The sequence below is a fragment of the Chryseobacterium gregarium DSM 19109 genome, assembly GCF_000430845.1.
GTDB classification, from domain to species: Bacteria; Bacteroidota; Bacteroidia; order Flavobacteriales; family Weeksellaceae; genus Chryseobacterium; species Chryseobacterium gregarium.
In genome coordinates this window covers 23,664-39,279 of record NZ_AUMU01000019.1, presented here as the reverse complement: position 1 = coordinate 39,279, position 15,616 = coordinate 23,664, and the positions used below count along the sequence as shown (strand labels likewise).

The 15,616-nt window shown below is 38.9% G+C and carries 13 protein-coding genes; all 13 read right to left on the bottom strand.

Annotation, left to right across the window (positions count from 1 at the left end; translation table 11 throughout):
• Positions 1-8: 8 nt before the first annotated feature.
• Complete coding sequence (locus H561_RS0118280; protein WP_155845851.1) at positions 9-614, bottom strand: FEKKY domain-containing protein; 606 nt, start codon at positions 612-614, stop codon at positions 9-11.
• Between the two features lie 100 nt (positions 615-714).
• On the bottom strand, positions 715-1,113 hold the full coding sequence (locus H561_RS0118275) for an immunity 22 family protein (RefSeq protein WP_027388310.1): 399 nt from the start codon (positions 1,111-1,113) through the stop codon (positions 715-717).
• Between the two features lie 453 nt (positions 1,114-1,566).
• Complete coding sequence (locus H561_RS0118270; RefSeq protein ID WP_027388309.1) at positions 1,567-2,124, bottom strand: YdeI/OmpD-associated family protein; 558 nt, start codon at positions 2,122-2,124, stop codon at positions 1,567-1,569.
• Positions 2,125-2,375: 251 nt separating this feature from the next.
• The gene (locus H561_RS0118265) at positions 2,376-3,182 is read right to left on the bottom strand and encodes a hypothetical protein (RefSeq protein ID WP_155845850.1); all 807 of its coding nucleotides are present in this window, start codon (positions 3,180-3,182) and stop codon (positions 2,376-2,378) included.
• A gap of 79 nt (positions 3,183-3,261) precedes the next feature.
• Positions 3,262-3,540 (bottom strand): hypothetical protein, encoded by a 279-nt coding sequence (locus H561_RS0118260; RefSeq protein ID WP_155845849.1) that lies wholly within the window; start codon positions 3,538-3,540, stop codon positions 3,262-3,264.
• Between the two features lie 316 nt (positions 3,541-3,856).
• Complete coding sequence (locus H561_RS0118255; protein WP_027388306.1) at positions 3,857-5,572, bottom strand: sensor histidine kinase; 1,716 nt, start codon at positions 5,570-5,572, stop codon at positions 3,857-3,859.
• Positions 5,573-5,576: 4 nt separating this feature from the next.
• On the bottom strand, positions 5,577-6,686 hold the full coding sequence (locus H561_RS0118250) for a histidine kinase (protein WP_027388305.1): 1,110 nt from the start codon (positions 6,684-6,686) through the stop codon (positions 5,577-5,579).
• Positions 6,687-6,776: 90 nt separating this feature from the next.
• Positions 6,777-7,862: a porin gene (locus tag H561_RS0118245; protein ID WP_027388304.1), complete on the bottom strand. Its 1,086-nt coding sequence runs from the start codon at positions 7,860-7,862 to the stop codon at positions 6,777-6,779.
• Between the two features lie 103 nt (positions 7,863-7,965).
• Positions 7,966-9,333, bottom strand: coding sequence for an outer membrane beta-barrel protein (locus H561_RS22820; RefSeq protein WP_051349447.1), 1,368 nt, complete (start codon positions 9,331-9,333; stop codon positions 7,966-7,968).
• A gap of 27 nt (positions 9,334-9,360) precedes the next feature.
• Complete coding sequence (locus H561_RS0118235) at positions 9,361-9,909, bottom strand: potassium-transporting ATPase subunit C (protein WP_027388303.1); 549 nt, start codon at positions 9,907-9,909, stop codon at positions 9,361-9,363.
• 11 nt (positions 9,910-9,920) lie between these two features.
• Complete coding sequence (kdpB, locus tag H561_RS0118230) at positions 9,921-11,960, bottom strand: potassium-transporting ATPase subunit KdpB (RefSeq protein WP_027388302.1); 2,040 nt, start codon at positions 11,958-11,960, stop codon at positions 9,921-9,923.
• Between the two features lie 154 nt (positions 11,961-12,114).
• Positions 12,115-13,809 carry a potassium-transporting ATPase subunit KdpA gene (gene kdpA / locus H561_RS0118225; protein ID WP_027388301.1) on the bottom strand — a complete coding sequence of 565 codons (1,695 nt, stop codon included), beginning with the start codon at positions 13,807-13,809 and terminating at the stop codon, positions 12,115-12,117.
• Positions 13,810-14,257: 448 nt separating this feature from the next.
• Positions 14,258-15,583 carry a sigma-54-dependent transcriptional regulator gene (locus H561_RS0118215; protein ID WP_027388300.1) on the bottom strand — a complete coding sequence of 442 codons (1,326 nt, stop codon included), beginning with the start codon at positions 15,581-15,583 and terminating at the stop codon, positions 14,258-14,260.
• Between the last annotated feature and the right edge of the window lie 33 nt (positions 15,584-15,616).

Genomic DNA, 15,616 nt, shown 5'->3' with positions numbered 1-15,616 from the left:
GTAAAATATTATTGTATTTTTTCAATAGCTCTTTTCATTCGCTCTTCCCAGCCTTTACCATTTCTCTTTTCCAGGTATTGTTGTACGGTTTCTTTATACTTTTTATGCCCTTTGGTTTCAACAGCATCAATGATACAGCCTGTATTTTGATAATGGATTCCATATCCGTGTTCTATACTATCAATTTTTCCGTCTAGGTCATTAGCAATGGCAAAACCTCCGGCAAATCTGAATACAACGCTGTCATTTTTAATATCTTCTTCTGCCTGATGGATGTATTCATTCTCTCTTTGTGTAATCACTTTTTCAGCTGAATGATAAGCATCAATGGAAGTATAGATTAAATAACCAAGCAGTAAGCCACACAATAGAGTATAGATTAAAAGGAATTTGTTTTTTGCAGTAAGATTTTTAATTTTCAAAGTACTGATCATCCATGAAACTAAAGCAAGAAAAGCCAGTACAATAAAAAGATAAATAGTATCACTCAGCCGGATATAGCTCCAAAAATCCATGATCCAAGGGTAATTAATAAAAGCTGTTCCCAGAGTATAGGCACAAAAAACAAAGATCAGAACAATAATATTGAGGATCAGAAGCTTTTTTGAAATCATCGTCATTTTTTAAGTTGATATTTTCTTTATGAATATAAGAATAGACAGGATATTCTTATCGAACAATTTCAGGCTGAACAATTTTTTCAGTTTCTCTATTTTAAACACTAAACTCAATTCCTCCCACATACGTTAAGGAAAACGTTTCATTCTCTACGGAAACAGGCTTCGGAATCTGGCCTCTGTTTAAAAAGATAATTGAATTGATGTCAGATTTCAGATTGAGTTCATTGATCCGGTTCAGCAAAATAGGCAACCACTGTTCCGCAAATGAATAGTCTGAAAACTTTTCATAAAATGTCCGGTCTCCGTCCTCAAAACCATATTCTACAAAATCATGGTCCAGCCACACGGTATCCTGCGATTCGGCAAACTTTGAAATATAGGTGTCATCAGATTCTTCCAGAAGATAATAGTTTTCATCTTCCTCTACAAAATCATAAAAGTCCTCTTCACTGTTGAAATTTCCTATCCAAAAATCTAATGTATCTGTATTCATTGACTGATTCTTTATTTTGAACGCCAAAGTTATGATAATTTTTAAAAGTAATCCAGGGTTAAGACCATCATAAGAACCATAACGGAAAAATAATAAATGACGCTTGAGATGATAAAAGAATAGAAAATATAAAGATATACGTAAAATAACCCTGCACAATAAGAATTTTTTCGATAAGTGAATTAATAGCAGAAAACATGAAAAAATAACCTGTAATGACAAGATTTAAAAGAGCTAAAGATCAGATATTTTTAATAAAATGATCTGTTATAAAGGCTGGGAAGTCTCTGGAAATAAGATACAGGCCTAAGATAATGGAGAGATCTGATGCATTTCCGTATGATATTGATCGGTTTCATTTTTTGATTTTTGTTTCTGAATAATGTAAATAAACACAAATTTGAAAACTCAAAAATAAAGAGTGAAAAAATAATAAATTTAGTCATACTACAGCTATGTCATTCTTTTTCCCAGTTCACTTACCTGAATGGTTTTCTCCAGTCTTGAAACCCTTGTTTTCTCCTGTTTGGCGCTCATGATCCAGTGGAGCATGACTTTTATATAAGAGGGAGCCTGGCTGTTGAAAAATTTCCATGCTTCAGGATGGGATTTGAATTGTTTTTCCAGTTCAGGATCGAGCGTGGCAAGCCCTTTTTCATGGGAATAAATGGCCGACTTTTCCTCTTTTCTGAGTTCAAAAGCTTTTTGCCCGACTTCAGTCATTAAGCCGGCTTTTTTCAGTGCTTCCATTTTTTTAATATTAACGGCGCTCCAGATGCTCGTCGGTTTTCTGGGCGTAAAACGGATGCTGTAGCTTTCTTCGTCAATTGATCTTCTCACACCGTCAATCCAGCCGAAACACAACGCCTGATCCACCGATTCGGACCACGTCATCGATGGTTTTCCGGTCCCGACTTTGTAAAAACCGACCAACAGTTCTTTTTCTGTCTGATGCTTCTTTTCAAGCCAGTTGCGGAACTCTTCCTGTTTCAGGAAAAAGGTTGCTGTCATTTTCAAAATTAAAATCTAAATTAGTTTATTTTGGGATATCAAATGGTTTTTCAGGGGTTTTGCAATTGATTTTAGATGGTTTGCATTCATAAGAGATATTCTAAACAAGCGATATTCTTTCTTTTGATTAATCAGTATATGCGCATATATTTAGCCTATTTACAATTATTATTTTTTATTTTAGAATATCCATTGACTTGTTTAAATGATTTTGTTTTTGCTGTCATTACCAGAACTCTTTTTAAGAGATTCTAAGTAAGGTTAGGAGGGTTTTTCAAGCCAAAACTTGACCAGGATTGATTATAATCTAAGATAATCTCCTGCCAAAAAGGAATTTTTTTAGATGGGTCATATTGGTAATCATTATCATGTGTTTTTCTGGCTTCATCATTAAGATCAGAATAATATTGCCGGTCCTCTTCATCATATACAGTTTTCCAAATATCCAGATAATATTTGAGTTCGTTTATTAAATATGTTTTTAAAGTCCACCCATAAATGATTGTGTCTGCTCCCCAGATTGACAGTACCGGATTATATAGTAAAGAAGGATCACTTACCAGAAAACGATGAGCATGCAGAGGAAGCAACCTTGGGGATTGACGGTAAATATCAGTAAATTTTTCTGTTAGCTCTGCTTCGTTGTCAGGTCTTCCACCCCAGGACTTTAACCACATGGCATGGTTTTTTACATTATGTAATATACCTTCAAAAGGATATTGCAGCCTGTAAATAATTTCTTCATTATCTTCCAGCCAATTATAGAAAAAAGGATATTCATTCACTATAATTTCTCCGTTATCATCTGTATCTTCACGCTTTTCCCTGCGGTCAACAGCATGCAAAACCTTTAAAAATTCTTTATGTTCATGAGTGAATTTTATAGAATATTTTTCTTCAGCCTGGTTGATCTGTGTATCGCTCATCCCTATCCATTCGGCACCATGAAGCCATTTTTCAAAATGATGCAAATCAGGGTTTTTGCTCCATAAAGTTTCTGTTTCTCTTTTTATCCAGTAGAGAAATTCTGTGAAATTTTCAGGTATTGTGGTCATCATGTTTTTAGTAGTATTCAAATTTACCGCAAATTTCTTTATGATGTATATTGCCTGGCATCTCTAACTGTTATTTAAAGTTTTAAAGATGACTCAAATCATTTAAAAACTTTTCGTGATTGGTGAGAAACTTATAGCTGTTTGAAAGTTTTATTAATTTATATACCTGTTTTTCTTCCGGTGATATCAGGTTTCCCTGTATGTCCAGCAAAAGGCAATCATACTTTTTTGCAATTTCAATAAATCCGGTTAAGAATGTTAAATGTGGTTCTCTTAAGTCTGCCCGAAAATGAAGTTCTTTTATCTTTCCATTTTTAGTTAAATCTAATGAAGCATCATGATCAATCGTACTGTCACTCATTCTTTTATAATGTTTCCAGTAATAATAATCGGACATACTTTTTACAGGTTTTCTGGGAAACAATTTATTGATGTAATAAATTATCTCTGTTGGAAGAATTTCTGCTGAATCCCAAAAATTTATCGTTAAAGCATCTAAGAAAAAATCAGCAGAATCTAATAATTTATCTTTTTCAAGATAATAATGATCTTCTCTTTCCTGAGTGTTGATTTTTAATTAATTAGGAATAAATCCAAACTCATGAATAACTCCTTTTCGTGGAATTAAGTTTAATCTAAACTGATAAATTGCCATTTATCAAATGTAGAAAATTTATTTAAGCCAAAGGCAGCACGAAATAAAAAGTGCTTCCCTGATCGGGTAAACTTTTTACGCCGATTTCACCGTGCTGTTTTTCGATGAAATTTTTGGAAATCGCAAGTCCGAGCCCAGTGCCGTTCTGATGCTCACCCGGAACCTGGAAATAGCGGTCGAAAATCTGGCGGTGGTATTTTTCATCAATCCCTTTTCCAGTATCCGTAATGCTGAACCGAATGTTTAAATCAGTTCTTTCAACCAAAATCTGGATATTTTCATCCTGAAAAGAATGTTTGATGGCATTGCTCAGGAAATTATTCATGACCCAGACGGTTTTGTCAAAATCTGCAGAAACAAGGTCATTTTCATTCAGGATAATTTGAGAATTGATTGAGATATTTTTCTGTTCGGCTAATTTTATAACATTTTTTATCGCAGTATGAACAATTTCTTCTGGAGAACAGTTTTCAATATTCAGGCGGATATTTCCTGTTTCAACCTGTGATAAATTTAATAATTCGCCGGTGATATTTAATAAACGCTGGCCATCTTCATTGATGCCGTCTAACAATTCCTTCTGCTGTCCGTTCAAGGGTCCGAATTTTTGATTTCCTAATAACTGAACCCCCATTTTTATCGCAGAAATCGGTGTTTTAAGTTCATGTGAGATGGTGGCAATAAAATTGGTCTTGGCAAAATCCAGTTCTTTAAAAGGGGTAATATTCCGGAGCAGAATCACTTTACCGATGTTTTTTCTTTCCTTTTCACCGGTTTTTACAATATTGATCGGGATGATTTCCTGCTCGAAATAGTTTTCTTTATTATCCGAAACAATTTTAATGGGTTCTTTTACAGGATGATCGATATTCTTTAATAATTCTCTTACCAGATCATTATTCACCGCCACTTCATGGACGGTCTTTCCGATGATTTCCTCTTTTTTAAGGTTGGTAATTTTCAGGGCTTCGTCATTGATCATGTAAATGTAATGACGCTCATCCAGCCCGATCACCGCATCATGCATGTTGTTTACCAGCGTTTCAATGCGCTTTTTATCCATCAGCTGCTTTGAAAGCGTGCTGCTTTCATATTCCTGCAGCTTTTCTGCCATGACGTTAAAAGAATGGGCAAGGTCGTTAAATTCCTCACTTCCTTTAAAATGAACCCGCTGATTATAATTTTTATCCGCAATCTGCCGGATACTGAACGTAAGCTGCTTAATAGGTTCGGCGATGGTCTGGGGTAAATTGACCAATAAAACCACGGCAATCAGGAAACATACTGTTCCCAGGCTGACGATCCAGAAGGTGGCATTTTCAGCCGTAATGATGGCAATGTCGCTTTTTCGTTCGATGCCTTTCATATTCAGCGACATAATGGTAACCAGATCTTCCCGGATCAGTTTTTCCTTTTCACCGGTAGGCTGTTGAAGATAACCCTTAAAATGTAAATTAAGGTTCTGGGTAGCTTCTTTTTCACCGAATTCCGTTAAATTTTTCTCCTGCAGGATGCTGTTTTTCCTGAAATCTTTGATGGCCACGGCACTGTCAGACGAGATCTTATCCAGAGCCAGCAGCATATTTTTAGAGAACTCGATACTGTTATAGTTAGCGGTAAGGATTTTCTCCGTATCCGATTTTAATTTGTTGATATATACAGAGCCTATTACTGAAAGCAGGACAATCAGTAAAAACAGGAGACCGACGCCTAAGGTAAGTTTTGTTTTTAGTTTCATCAATTCAGGATAAAATAATAATATCAATCTGCCGTTCATTCAGCCGGTTCATCAGGGTGTACATCCAGCTGTAGCCGAAAATGTTCCGCCATAATGCCGCGTGAGGCTTTCCCATACAGACCGTAGTAATGTTATGTTCAATGACATACTCCAGAATCCCTTTGTGGACGCTGCTTTCTTTCATGCGCATGACTTTCGCACCCAATTCCTGCGCTAAATTAAAATTATTAATCAGATAACGCTGCTTGTCAAGGGCAATTTTTTCAAGGCTTTCCGAGGGCCTCTGAATGTACAGAACCGTCCACGGACTGTTGTAATAACTGGCGAGTCTAGCCGTTTTGCGGATAATATTCTTGGCCACTTTCCCGTTGCTGCTGATGCAGGCCAGGAATTTCACGGGTTTAAAGTTTTCCGTTTTAATTTCTGTCTCCACTTTTTTTTCAACGTGGGTAGCTACTTCTTTTAGAGCCAGTTCACGGAGCTGCAGAATATGGCCGCTCTGGAAAAAATTCTGCAAAGCGGTCTGGATTTTTTCCTTTTTATAGATTTTACCTTCTTTCAGTCTGGTCAGCAATTCATCGGCCGTTAGATCGATATTTACCAATTCATCGGCAAGTCCTAAAATTTTATCAGGAACCCGTTCTGTAACTTCAATTCCTGTTATTTTTTTTACTTCTTCATTTAAGCTTTCAATATGCTGAATATTCATGGCACTGATAACGTTAATTCCGCTGTCGAGAATATCCAGAACATCCTGCCATCTTTTTTTATTTTTTGAACCTTCAATGTTGGTATGGGCCAGTTCATCCACGAGAACCACTTCGGGATGACTATTGATAATGGCCTGAAGATCCATTTCCTCCAGATTTTTACCCTTATAAAAAGAGGACCTCCTTGGAATATCCGGAATGCCTTCAACCAGTGCCTGAGTTTCTTCCCGGCCATGGGTTTCAATATAGCCGATTTTCACGTCAATACCATTCCGCAAAAGAACATGGGCTTCCTGAAGCATACGGAATGTCTTTCCTACGCCTGCGCTCATCCCGATATAAATTTTAAATTTTCCCTTCCGGGATTTCTGAATCAGTTCTAAAAAATCTTGTGCTGAAGGCATGGATTTAATTCTTTTTAATTGTATTTTCTGAAACATAAATATTGTTGCAAACTAAAAGCAGATAAAGCGAGCAACGGCCTTACAGCTTAATTAAAACCAGACTGAAAGACTTGTTGTAATGAAAAAGTTTCCTTGTTTAAGTTCATCATTCTTGACAAAGACCGCATCTTTAGAAGTAAAACCTCTTGCCTCTGTACGGAATACTACATTTTTTAAGATCGCATAATCTACATTCAAAGAATATCCAAAAGTCTGAAATCCATTGGGTGTTTTTGTATTGATGATAACCCCATTTTTGTCGTTGTAATATTCCAGTCTTCCGGCCAAAGTCCATTTGTTATCGAGCTGATATTTCATCAATATATTTGGAGTGTACCAGATATTATACTGTTTGCTTCCTTTTAATTTCTGTTCAGCTCCGATGTCGAAACCTAAAACTGTAGAAAGTTTTTCTGTTAATTGAAGACTTCCGTACACATCATGAAAATAGCGCATTTTTTTCTCTGCTTTGGATTTGTCATTTCCAATGAATGAACTGCTGTTTAATGTGATTTTCTCATTTGGTGTGTAAGTCACCTGATGTCCGAAAGAAATACTTTGATTGCCTTCCGGTTTGGCAATTCTTTGCCAGCCATTTAAAACCAATCCGCTTAAAAACCATTTTCCGTTATCAGAAGAATAAGAAATTTTGGCTCCTGTTTCAAAATAAGGCGAATTTTCAGCAGCAAGACTCCTTGTCAGGTTGATATTATCTTTTCCAATGGCACTTTCCCAACCGATATGGGAAGGCATAATTCCGGCATCAATCCAAAGGTTTTTTGTTTTTGAAATTTTAATTCCAATATTGGCTTCGTTTACATACCGTAAAGCATCTTGCTCTGCTGCCATATTATCCTGTGCATAAGTTCCTGCCATCAAAGCAAAATGAGCGCGCAGGGTTTCGCTTTTATAAGCAGCTTTAACAAGTCCTAAATTAAGATTCAGCTCGTTGTGACGGTTGTATGAATATAGAAAATCCTGACGGTGATGATTAGCCGGTTCATTAAAATCATAACTGTAAAAAAGCTCTGCATAGGCAGAAAAGGTGATCTTATTGCCAATTTTCATCGAATCCGAAGACTGTGCCTTCGGAAAAAACATACCCAACATAAGCCCAGTGACAATATACTTTTTCATTTTCAAATTTCTTTTTAGCAATGGTTAATTGTTTTTAAGAGCTCGAAACAATTAAGGTTAATTATTTCGAGCCCTTAGTAAGTATTAAAATTTATTTTGTCAGTTAAAGTCTGAACATTACAGCCAATGTTAATCTGCTGTCCGATTTTCTTAAATCCGGTCTCCATGAGTCAACCGGCGTGTCAATCCATCCATCGGGACTAGTTGTTCCTTCAGGCCCTGCAAAATAAGGGATATTGCTTTTTCTGAATCCGTATTCCAATCTGAAAGTCACGAATTGATTCGGCATGAGGTCAACAGTGGCCGTTCCCTGAAACATTTTCAGTTTTTCTCCTTTTGCCAGAGCATCATTAAAATCATTATTCACAACCGGAGAAGGGGAGAATGCCAGATAAGCACCCGGGTTTGAAATGGCATCGGCTCTTAAAGATAAAGCCACTTTATTATGATGAAACCACAACCTGTTGGCAATAGAGGTACCCATCATGTAATTGTCTTTTGCCTTCACACCGCCTCCGCTCTGGAACCCGTAATGGTTGTTGATGCTGAACGCAGCCTGTGACAATCCATTACTTTCTTTATTGTGGAAATATCTTGCCACAATACTGTGGTCATGGTGAAAACGGCGGACATCGGGATTATTTCTCGTGTCTTTCCCGTTGACATAAAAGTTGGCCACCAACTGAAGATTTTCATTCGGACGGTAATAATTGGAAACGCCCAATCCGAGACCTTTATTCCATGAATTATAACTTTGCCAGCCGTTTAACAACCAAAGTTCAACCTTATATTTTTTTGAAGGATACGCCTGAATTCTTGCTCCCTGAAAATAGAAAGGTGTAAAATCGCAGACCAAACTTCTCTGGTAGTTCCAGTTTTCACCCAGCACATAACTTTCCAGACCGATGTAACTCATGAAAATCCCGGCCTCCACATTCAAACCGTGCATTACGTTAAAATGATAACCTGCGGCAGCTTCTCTGATGTTTTTTAAATTATTGACACTGGTATTTTTACCATGATTCACGGTTCCGTCCAGATCCTGAACAATAGAACCCATCTGCCCGTATTGTAACCATAAACGGCCGATCATATTTTTGTAGTTGGTTTCCAAACCGATACTCGCCATATTAATGGTAAATTCATTGGAACGGCCGATGGCAGAAGAAACAGTATGCGTATTATCTTTGGGATTACGGAAATCATGGTTATAATAGGCATCTACATAGGTTACACCTGTTAAAATGGTTTCTCCATCTTTGTCTTTTAAGGTTAAAGGGAAATCGGTCTGGCGGTTCTGTCCGTTGATCCACGTCAGATCGTAGCCGTCAAAAGGAATTTTAGAATCATTTGTAATTAAAGAATCTTTAGGTTGCAAGGAAACTGAATCTTTCTTATTTTCCTGTGCATTTATGGGATGGAAAGCAAAAAATCCCAATAAAAAAATAGCCTGAATGGTTGTTGATTTCATTATATAAATATTGATAACAATGTGTTATTATTTTAAATTATCCAAAGCAATATTCAATTTCAAAACATTTACTTTAGACGGTCCGAAAAGAGGTGTTTCTGTCTGATTTTTAATAAGATCTTCGAGTTTCTGGTCAGAAAGATTTCTCACTTTTGCAATTCTTTTTACTTGATAAAATGCTCCGCCCTCAGAAATATCAGGATCCAGACCGCTTCCGCTTGCCGTAACAAGGTCTACGGGAACTTTTATATTTTCCATTCCCGGATTCTGCATTTTCAGCGTATCGATTCTTTTCTGGACCGTTTCCAGATATTCCTTATTGCTGGGCCCTTTATTGCTTCCTGCGCTTCCTGCGGCATTGTAATCCACAGCGGAAGGCCTGCCATGAAAATATTTGGGAGATTTAAAATCCTGGCCGATGTTGGCGTAGAATTTTTGACCTTTATAATGGATGATTTCTGCATTTCCGCCGGTCGGTAATATTTTGGAGCCGGCATAGACAAAGCCTAAATAAAGTCCTACAATAACGAGCATGACAAGAGTCAATCTTAATGCTGATGAAATATGATTTTTCATTTAATTAAATTTTAAAAGAATAAACTGATAAACAAATCGATCAATTTGATGCCGATGAACGGCGCGATTATCCCGCCCAAACCATAGATCAGAAGGTTTCTTCTCAGCAATGCGCTGGCACCGATCGGTTTGTAAGCCACTCCTTTTAGCGCCAGCGGAATCAGAACGGGGATAATGACCGCGTTAAAAATAATCGCCGATAAAATGGCAGATTCCGGACTGTGAAGATTCATGATGTTCAGCTTCTGAAGTGCGGGGATAAACGTAATGAAGAGCGCCGGGATAATGGCAAAATATTTCGCCACGTCATTCGCAATACTGAATGTGGTAAGCGTCCCGCGGGTCATCAACAGCTGTTTTCCGATTTCTACAATTTCAATTAATTTTGTAGGATCATTATCCAGATCGACCATATTTCCCGCCTCTTTGGCAGCCGCCGTTCCGCTGTTCATGGCAACCCCGACATCGGCTTGCGCAAGGGCCGGCGCATCATTGGTTCCGTCGCCCATCATGGCCACCAGCTTTCCTTCCTGTTGTTCTTTTTTAATGTAGTTCATTTTATCTTCCGGCCTGGCTTCGGCAATAAAGTCATCAACGCCGGCTTTTTCAGCGATAAATTTGGCCGTTAAAGGATTGTCACCGGTAACCATCACGGTTTTTACCCCCATTTTTCTCAGCCGCTGAAAGCGTTCCTGAATTCCGGTTTTAATGATGTCCTGAAGCTCAATCACGCCCCAGACCTTTTCATTAACGGAAACAACCAGCGGCGTTCCTCCGTTTTCAGAGATCCTGGTTACGGCTTCCTGGGTTTCCGGCGGGAAAATATTCCCTGCTTTTTCGGTAATCTTTTTAATGGTATCATACGCGCCTTTCCGGATCCTTGTATCTTCAAAATCAATCCCTGAAGTTCTGGTCTCAGCGGTAAATTCAATATAAACAGGATTGGGAACCAGCAATTCTTCAGGCTTTAACCGGCTTAATTCGATGATGGATTTTCCTTCCGGCGTTTCATCTGCTACAGAACTGAGTGCCGAGGCTTTGATAAATTCATCGGGATCGGTTCCGTGGACAGGGTGAAACTGGGTGGCTTTCCGGTTTCCAATAGTGATGGTCCCTGTTTTATCCAAAAGCAAGACATCAATATCTCCCGCCGTTTCAACGGCTTTACCGCTTTTGGTAATAACATTGGCTCGTAAAGCTCTGTCCATCCCTGCAATGCCGATCGCAGAAAGCAGGCCGCCGATCGTTGTCGGAATCAGACAAACGAAAAGTGAAATGAATGCCGCGATGGTAATCGGCGTCTGCGAATAATCTGCAAAAGGTTTCAAGGTAACGGTAACGATGATAAAAGTCAGCGTAAATCCGGCTAATAATATGGTTAGTGCGATTTCATTGGGTGTTTTCTGTCTTGAGGCTCCTTCTACGAGAGCGATCATTTGATCCAAGAAGGATTCACCCGGTTTTGTGGTGACTTTCACTTTTATTCTGTCCGAAAGTACCTTTGTACCGCCTGTTACAGAACTCTTATCTCCACCGGATTCTCTGATAACGGGTGCGCTTTCACCTGTAATTGCTGATTCATCGATCGTTGCCAGTCCTTCGATAATTTCGCCGTCCATGGGGATCTGGTCGCCTGTTTCACAAAGGAAAATATCTCCGAGTTTCATTTCGGCGGACATTTTTAATGAAGTTTCCACCTGGAATCCCGGTTTGTTATTGATAATCAGTTTGGCCGGTGTTTCTTCACGTGTTTTTCTTAACGTGTCGGCCTGGGCTTTCCCCCTGGCTTCAGCAATGGCCTCGGCGAAATTGGCAAATAAGACCGTAAAGAATAAGATGATAAATACCAGGAAATTATAAATAAAGCTCCCTTGGGAATGATCTCCCGTTAAGCTGAATATACTTACGATAAGCATAACCGCCGTTCCGATTTCCACCAGGAACATAACCGGATTTTTAAACATGATTTTAGGATTCAGCTTGACGAAAGACTGTTGAATGGCTTCGTTAACCAGATCTTTTTGAAACAATGTCTGTGATTGATTTTTCATTGCTTTGAATGATTTTTATTTGAACCATTAAGATTTATTTAAAGTTTAAAGTTTGAGTCAAGGAATGTTCTTAATATTTTAAGCTTATAATCTGATTACGATTAGCTTAATCTTTAACTTCTTAAATAAATCTGATGTTTTAATTGTTTAATTTTTATTTGGAAAAATATTGGATTTGTTCTGCTATCGGTCCCAAAGTAAGCGCCGGGAAGAATGACAGGGCGGCAATCAGCAGAATGACGGCCAAGGTCATAAATCCGAAGGTGGCGGTATCTGTCTTAAGGGTTCCGGCACTTTCCGGGATGTATTTTTTACCGGCCAGTAATCCTGCAATCGCAATCGGGCCGATAATCGGGATGAATCTTGAAAACAGCAGCACCATTCCTGTTGAAATGTTCCACCAGGGTGTATTGTCGCCCAGGCCTTCAAATCCGGAACCGTTATTGGCGGAAGACGAGGTAAATTCGTACAGCATTTCGCTGAATCCATGGAATCCGGTATTGTTGAGTGTTTTAGCTCCGAATTCCGGGAAATAAGCTGTTAGTGCAGTCCCTACAAGAATCAGGAACGGATGGAACAGGGCTATAATCATGGCGATCTTCATTTCTTTGGCTTCAATTTTCTTCCCTAAAAATTCAGGGGTTCTCCCGACCATCAGACCGCTCATAAACACGGCAAGAATGATGAAGATAAAATAGTTGAGAATCCCGACACCGCAACCGCCATAGAAACAGTTGATCATCATGGCGAGCAGCTGGTTCATTCCGGAAAGCGGCATGGTGCTGTCGTGCATGGCATTCACAGAGCCTGTTGAGATCACGGTTGTGGCAATGCTCCAGTAGGCCGAGGCCGCACTTCCAAAGCGGATTTCCTTGCCTTCCATAGCGCCGAGATGCGAATCAGTTCCCATTTGGGTAATCAGCGGGTTTCCATTGGTTTCATTGATTATGTTCGGAACGGTCAATGCCAGAAAACCAATGGTCATGACTGTAAAAATTGTCCATGAGAGCTTTCTTTTCTTTAAATAAAACCCAAGCGCAAATACCAATGCAAAAGGAATAATCATCTGTGTGACCATTTCAGTCATATTGGTCAGGTAATTCGGGTTTTCAAGCGGATGTGCCGAGTTGGCTCCGAAAAACCCGCCGCCGTTGGTTCCCAGATGCTTAATCGCAATAAAAGCTGCTGCCGGGCCTCTTGAGACCTCAACATTCTGCCCTTCCAGTGTCGTAATATGGTCTTTGCCTTCAAAGGTCATCGGGCTGCCGCTGGCGGAAAGAATAAATGCCACTACGATACTGATCGGAACCAGGATTCTGGTGACGGATTTGATGAAAAAGTCGTAAAAATTCCCCAGTTCTGTAGTCGTTTTTTCCTTAAAGGCCCTGAACAGCACAGCCATTGCAGCCATTCCGGTAGCGGCCGTTACAAACTGCAGGAACATAAGATACAGCTGGCTCAGATAACTCACTCCCGTTTCGCCCGAATAATGCTGTAAATTACAGTTGACCAGGAAAGAGATCGCCGTATTAAAGGCGAGGTCTGGGGACATATCGGAATTGCCATCAGGATTGAGAGGAAGCCACGACTGGTTTAACAGAATGAAAAATCCTAAGATAAGCCAGACGGCATTGATAGTCAGCAGGGCATACATATTCTGCTTCCAGGTCATCTGCCTGTCGGGGTTGATGCCTGAGATTTTATAAATTAAATTTTCAACCGGCTGAAAAATTCTGTCTGAAAGGTTTTTTTTATACCCGTAAACATCAGCGATATATTTTCCTAAGAAAATACCGATGACCAATGTAACGGCAAACATGGCAATAATGCCTGAAATTTCTGTATTCATGATTGTTGGTTAAAATTTTTCAGGTTTCATTAAGACATAGCAGATGTACCCAAAGGCGAGCAGGGAAAGGAAAAATAAACTCCACATAGTTTTTATATTTGATCAAAGAATTCAACGGATTTGTATAAGAGCCAGAACATTCCTGCACACAGAAGGATTAAAACAACTGTTATCATACCCCTGTATTTAAAGTTGAAACGGTGAATACTGCATACGGAACGATCAGTTGGCTGATTGTCGAGTGCTCCTGTTTTTTAAACATTTTTCCTGAAACTGTCATTTTTTAAATATTTTATTCTGAACCAGTGATGCCAAAATGAAGTCCATTGTATGAATTTTTGTTTTAAGTGTTTTATTGATAGTAACTTATATGGTTTTAGGGTAGTGCCAAAAATCAAAAAAGCCTATCAGAATGATAGGCTCGTTATTAAAATGATAGGGTTTAATTTTATCTCAAATGATATTCTTCCAATTTACGGTACAGCGTGGCAATACCGATTTCAAGTAATCTTGAAGCTTCCGCTTTGTTGCCTTTGGTGTATTGCAAAACTTTTAAAATATGTTCTTTTTCCAACGACCGTATACTTAAAGAATCATTTTCTGCAGCAGGTTTTTCAGAATAATGAGGAAGGTTTTCTGGGTCTAAAACGTTATCGTTCATTAAGATCAGACTCCTTTCAATGGTATTTCTCAATTCACGGATATTGCCTTTCCAGTCGTTTTTTTCCAAAGCTTTATAATACTCCGGAGAAACCTGGACGGAGGACAAATGTAATTTTTGAGAGAAGACATCAACAAAATTTTTAGCCAGTGCTTTTAAATCTTCTTTTCTTTCACGGAGCGGAGGAAGCATAATTTCGAAAACATTTAACCTGAAATATAAATCTTCACGGAAATGCCCCTGTTTTATTTCGTCTTCAAGATTTCTGTTGGTGGCGGCAATCAATCTAAAATCGGACTTTGAAACTTTTGTCTCGCCCATTTTGATAAATTCTTTGGTTTCCAGGACACGAAGCAGTTTGGCCTGCAATTCTACAGGCATTTCACCGATTTCATCCAGAAATAAAGTTCCGGCGTTGGCTTCTTCTATAAGGCCTTTCTTATCTTTTACCGCTCCCGTAAACGACCCGGCTTTGTGCCCGAAAAGTTCACTTTCCAGGATTTCTTTACTGAAAGCAGAGCAGTTGATGGCCACAAAACTGTTTTTCTTCCGGTCGCTGCCTTCATGAATGGCATTGGCAAAAACTTCTTTTCCGGTTCCTGTTTCTCCGGTCAGAAGAACGGTGGAATCTGTCAGTGCGACTCTTTCCGCCAGTTTTTTAGCCTGAACGATCAGTGATGAACTTCCGATAATACTTTCAAATCCTTTTTGGGCCGTGCTTTTTTGAATGATCCCGGATTTATTATGTTTGACCTTTTCCAGAGCTTTATACACCAAAGGGATAATTTTCTCATTATCATCGCCTTTTACCAGATAATCATAGGCTCCGTTTTTCATTGCCTGAACAGCATCCGTAATGTTGCCAAAAGCCGTCATTAAGATAATTTCCAGGTGAGGGTATTTTGCCTTGACAGATTTGATCAGATCGACTCCGAACGCGTCGGGGAGGCGGACATCGCTTAAGACCACATCAAATTCATACTGTTCCAGCATGATCATTGCCGAACGGGCTGTTGACGCTTGTTTTACGTTAAAATCTTCCTGGGAAAGGATCATTCCCAAAAGTTTAAGAAGCTTGATTTCATCATCGATGATCAGAATGGTTCCGGACATGGTGCATTTTTTTGGAAAACTGATGCAAACTTA

What these genes read in the sequence shown, in the direction of transcription:
- H561_RS0118280 (WP_155845851.1), bottom strand. Translation starts at nt 614, where the DNA reads ATGATTTCAAAAAAGCTTCTGATCCTCAATATTATTGTTCTGATCTTT.
- H561_RS0118275 (WP_027388310.1), bottom strand. Translation starts at nt 1,113, where the DNA reads ATGAATACAGATACATTAGATTTTTGGATAGGAAATTTCAACAGTGAA.
- H561_RS0118270 (WP_027388309.1), bottom strand. Translation starts at nt 2,124, where the DNA reads ATGACAGCAACCTTTTTCCTGAAACAGGAAGAGTTCCGCAACTGGCTT.
- H561_RS0118265 (WP_155845850.1), bottom strand. Translation starts at nt 3,182, where the DNA reads ATGATGACCACAATACCTGAAAATTTCACAGAATTTCTCTACTGGATA.
- H561_RS0118260 (WP_155845849.1), bottom strand. Translation starts at nt 3,540, where the DNA reads ATGAGTGACAGTACGATTGATCATGATGCTTCATTAGATTTAACTAAA.
- H561_RS0118255 (WP_027388306.1), bottom strand. Translation starts at nt 5,572, where the DNA reads ATGAAACTAAAAACAAAACTTACCTTAGGCGTCGGTCTCCTGTTTTTA.
- H561_RS0118250 (WP_027388305.1), bottom strand. Translation starts at nt 6,686, where the DNA reads ATGCCTTCAGCACAAGATTTTTTAGAACTGATTCAGAAATCCCGGAAG.
- H561_RS0118245 (WP_027388304.1), bottom strand. Translation starts at nt 7,862, where the DNA reads ATGAAAAAGTATATTGTCACTGGGCTTATGTTGGGTATGTTTTTTCCG.
- H561_RS22820 (WP_051349447.1), bottom strand. Translation starts at nt 9,333, where the DNA reads ATGAAATCAACAACCATTCAGGCTATTTTTTTATTGGGATTTTTTGCT.
- H561_RS0118235 (WP_027388303.1), bottom strand. Translation starts at nt 9,909, where the DNA reads ATGAAAAATCATATTTCATCAGCATTAAGATTGACTCTTGTCATGCTC.
- kdpB (WP_027388302.1), bottom strand. Translation starts at nt 11,960, where the DNA reads ATGAAAAATCAATCACAGACATTGTTTCAAAAAGATCTGGTTAACGAA.
- kdpA (WP_027388301.1), bottom strand. Translation starts at nt 13,809, where the DNA reads ATGAATACAGAAATTTCAGGCATTATTGCCATGTTTGCCGTTACATTG.
- H561_RS0118215 (WP_027388300.1), bottom strand. Translation starts at nt 15,583, where the DNA reads ATGTCCGGAACCATTCTGATCATCGATGATGAAATCAAGCTTCTTAAA.